Source organism: Corallococcus sp. 4LFB (assembly GCF_046520365.1).
Classification (GTDB): Bacteria; Myxococcota; Myxococcia; order Myxococcales; family Myxococcaceae; genus Corallococcus; species Corallococcus caeni.
In genome coordinates, this window is the sequence record NZ_JBKGHJ010000752.1 from 1 (window position 1) to 2,825 (window position 2,825).

Sequence of the window (2,825 nt, forward strand, 5' to 3'; positions counted from 1 at the left end):
CGCCCTTGGGGCCCGTCGCGCCGGTGTCGCCCTTCTCACCCGTGTCGCCTTGGGCCCGCGGGCCCGTGTCTCCTTGGCGCCCGCGGACCGGCGGGTCCCACGTTGCCCTGTTGACCCATGGGTCCCATCAGTCCCATGGGTCCCTGGGGGCCCATCGGACCCTGCGGTCCCTGCACGCCCTGCGGCCCCTGCGGGCCCGTCGCGCCCACACCCGACAGGCCCTGCGGCCCTTGAGGACCCACCAGGCCGGGTTCGCCCATCGCGCCCTTCTCACCCTGGGGGCCGCCGGCCCCTGGGGCCCCGTCGCGCCCGCGGGCCCCGGAGGACCTTCGGGTCCCGCCGGGCCATCGCCCGTTCCTTCCGCGCAGGCAGTCACCATCAACGTCGCGCAGAGCGACACCACGCGGAAACGCGAGAACGCCCCACGGAAGGGCAAAAAGGCTCGAAGCGACATGGACCGGGTCCTCCCCAACGACAGGCAGTGCGACGACGTGCGGCGTAGGAAAAGAGACCGTCACGGACTGTGAAGCTTCTCACACGTCAGGTCGGTTTGTCCGTTGACGCGCCGCGCTCTTTCACTGGAGGTGCCGCCCATGGTCTGTTCAACGACCAACACCCACAGTCACGCCAGGGGGCACCATGTCTGAGCCGTTCATCGGGGAGATCCGGATGTTTGGAGGCGATTTCGCGCCGCGCGGTTGGAGCTTCTGCAACGGCGCGCTGCTGTCCATCGCGCAGAACCAGGCCCTCTTCGCCATCCTGGGCACGACGTACGGAGGCGACGGCAGGACGACGTTCGCGCTGCCGGACATGCGGGGCCGCTTCCCCATGGCGCCCGGCCAGGGCCCCGGCCTGGCACCGCACACCCTGGGCGAGGTGGCCGGCACGCCGTCGGTGACGCTCATCTCCACGCAGATGCCGGCGCACACCCACCCGCTGATGGCCAGCATGCAGGAGGGCAACACGGAGAGCCCGGAGGGCGCGTACCTCGCCGCCTATCCCCCGGGCACCACCCCCACGCCCTACGTCACGACCCCCAGCACGGTGATGGGCCCCCAGGCCGTGGGCATCTCCGGCGGCAGCCAGCCCGTGCCCATCCAGAACCCGTACACGGCCGTGAACTTCATCATCGCGGTGGAAGGCATCTTCCCCTCGCACGGCTGACGTCCGGCGCGGAAGGGCGCCGCGCCGTGGACAGCCGCGGCCCCTTCTTCGCGCCTCAGGCGCCCACCACCTCCGCGCGGGTGATGCGGTCCAACCGGAAGTGGCGCCGCTCGCCGGACGCGAGGTCCACCGCGTCCAGCCGCGTCTCGTGCCGGTCCATCACCACGGACTCGATGCGCACCTCGCGCACCGTCTCCAGGAAGTTGCCGTCCACGTAGGTGATGCGCAGCGGCTGGCGCTCGAACCACGCGCGCTCCAGCGCTTCCCTCACGGGCTTGCGCGTGGGCAGCGACGGCACGCCCAGGAACGTCAGCTCGCGCAGCCGGTCCAGCAGCTCGCGCTGCGCGGACGTGGACAGCGCGGAGCGGACCTTGTCGAGCGCCGACTCCAGCGTCCCCGTGAAGGGGAGCAGCCGCATGCCGATGGCGAACCGCCCCAGCGCCACCACCAGCGCCGCCTCGCGCGCGGTGAAGTTCACCGGCGGCAGGCTGTAGCCCCGGTCCAGCGCGTAGCCTCCGCCCCGGCCCCGCTCCGCGCCCACCGGCAGCGCCGCGGCGCGCAGCGCGTCCAGGTCCCGGTAGATGGTCCGCACCGTCACGCTGAAGCGCTCCGCCAGCACCTCCGCGGTGACGCCGGTGCGGCGGCCCCTCAGGTACTCCGCGAGGGCGAAGAGTCGCTCGGTGCGTTGCATGGCGGCTGAATCCTGACATACCGCTGTCAGCCAGGGGCCTCAAGCTGGGGCCGAGCCCCCGCGATGCGAAGCCCTACCGACAGCCCCCCGCCGCTCCTGGCCGCCCGCCCTTGCGAAGCGGGCACCCGCGCGCCTAAGAGCGGCCGGAGCAGCGTCCGCGCGCCGCGCCTCCCCGAGCCCCTGCCCATGGTCCCGCCGCCCCATCCGCAGGAGGACGAGTGGTTGTGGGGATGGGACCCCACGCCCGGCATCGTGTCCGTCTGGGCGGAGCCGGATGGGCGCGCCTTCATCTGGAAGCGGCAGCCGGGCACGCACGCGCGGCTGCGCGAGGACGCGAGGTACCGGCCCTGGGTGCTGCTCGCGTCGCTCCAGGACCTGGAGCACCTGGGGGACGCGCTGAGGCCCGAAGGCGCGCCGCCCGCGCCAGGAGCCGTGACGTACCGGGAGCTGGAGGGGCCCGGCGCGCTGCGCTTCGTCGTCAGCGCGGAGGACGGCCGCGCGCTCGCGTCCGCGGTGCTCAAGGGCGCGTCGAAGCGGCTGGATTCGCGCGTGGGCCAACTGCGCGACCTGGGCCCGGCCACGGCGCTGGTGCTGCCCCCGGAGGAGCAGTACCTGGTGGCCACCGGGCGCGCGTACTTCCGCGACCTCGTCTTCGACGACCTGCGCCGGCTCCAGTTCGACCTGGAGACCACCGGGCTGGACCCTTCGAAGGACCGCATCTTCCTGGTCGCGCTGAGGGATCCGGACGGCCGCGCGGAGACGCTGGAGGTGACGGCGGACGGCGACGCGGGCGAGGCGGACCTGCTGCGCCGGCTGGTCGCGCGCATCCGCGAGGCCGACCCCGACGTGGTGGAGAACCACAACCTGCACGGCTTCGACCTGCCCTTCCTGGACCAGCGCGCCAGGAGGCTCAACGTGCCGCTGGCGCTGGGCCGCGCGGGGCTGCCGGGCCTGCGCCACCGCCCTTCCG

3 protein-coding genes are annotated in these 2,825 nt (G+C 73.3%); 2 read left to right on the plus strand and 1 reads right to left on the minus strand.

Features of this window, described 5'->3' with window-relative positions:
* The first annotated feature begins 639 nt into the window (after positions 1 to 639).
* Positions 640 to 1,164: a phage tail protein gene (locus ACLEQD_RS40640; protein WP_410391296.1), complete on the plus strand. Its 525-nt coding sequence runs from the start codon at positions 640 to 642 to the stop codon at positions 1,162 to 1,164.
* Between the two features lie 55 nt (positions 1,165 to 1,219).
* On the opposite strand, the gene ACLEQD_RS40645 is transcribed toward ACLEQD_RS40640, so the two are convergent.
* Positions 1,220 to 1,855, minus strand: coding sequence for a helix-turn-helix transcriptional regulator (locus tag ACLEQD_RS40645; RefSeq protein ID WP_014398634.1), 636 nt, complete (start codon positions 1,853 to 1,855; stop codon positions 1,220 to 1,222).
* Positions 1,856 to 2,041: 186 nt separating this feature from the next.
* Here ACLEQD_RS40645 and ACLEQD_RS40650 point away from each other — a divergent pair.
* Positions 2,042 to 2,825: 3'-5' exonuclease (locus tag ACLEQD_RS40650; protein ID WP_410391297.1), on the plus strand; the 784-nt coding region annotated here is incomplete at its 3' end.

Bases quoted from the DNA above. Each gene is read 5' to 3' on its own strand.
- ACLEQD_RS40640 (WP_410391296.1), top strand. From the start codon at position 640: ATGTCTGAGCCGTTCATCGGGGAGATCCGGATGTTTGGAGGCGATTTC.
- ACLEQD_RS40645 (WP_014398634.1), bottom strand. From the start codon at position 1,855: ATGCAACGCACCGAGCGACTCTTCGCCCTCGCGGAGTACCTGAGGGGC.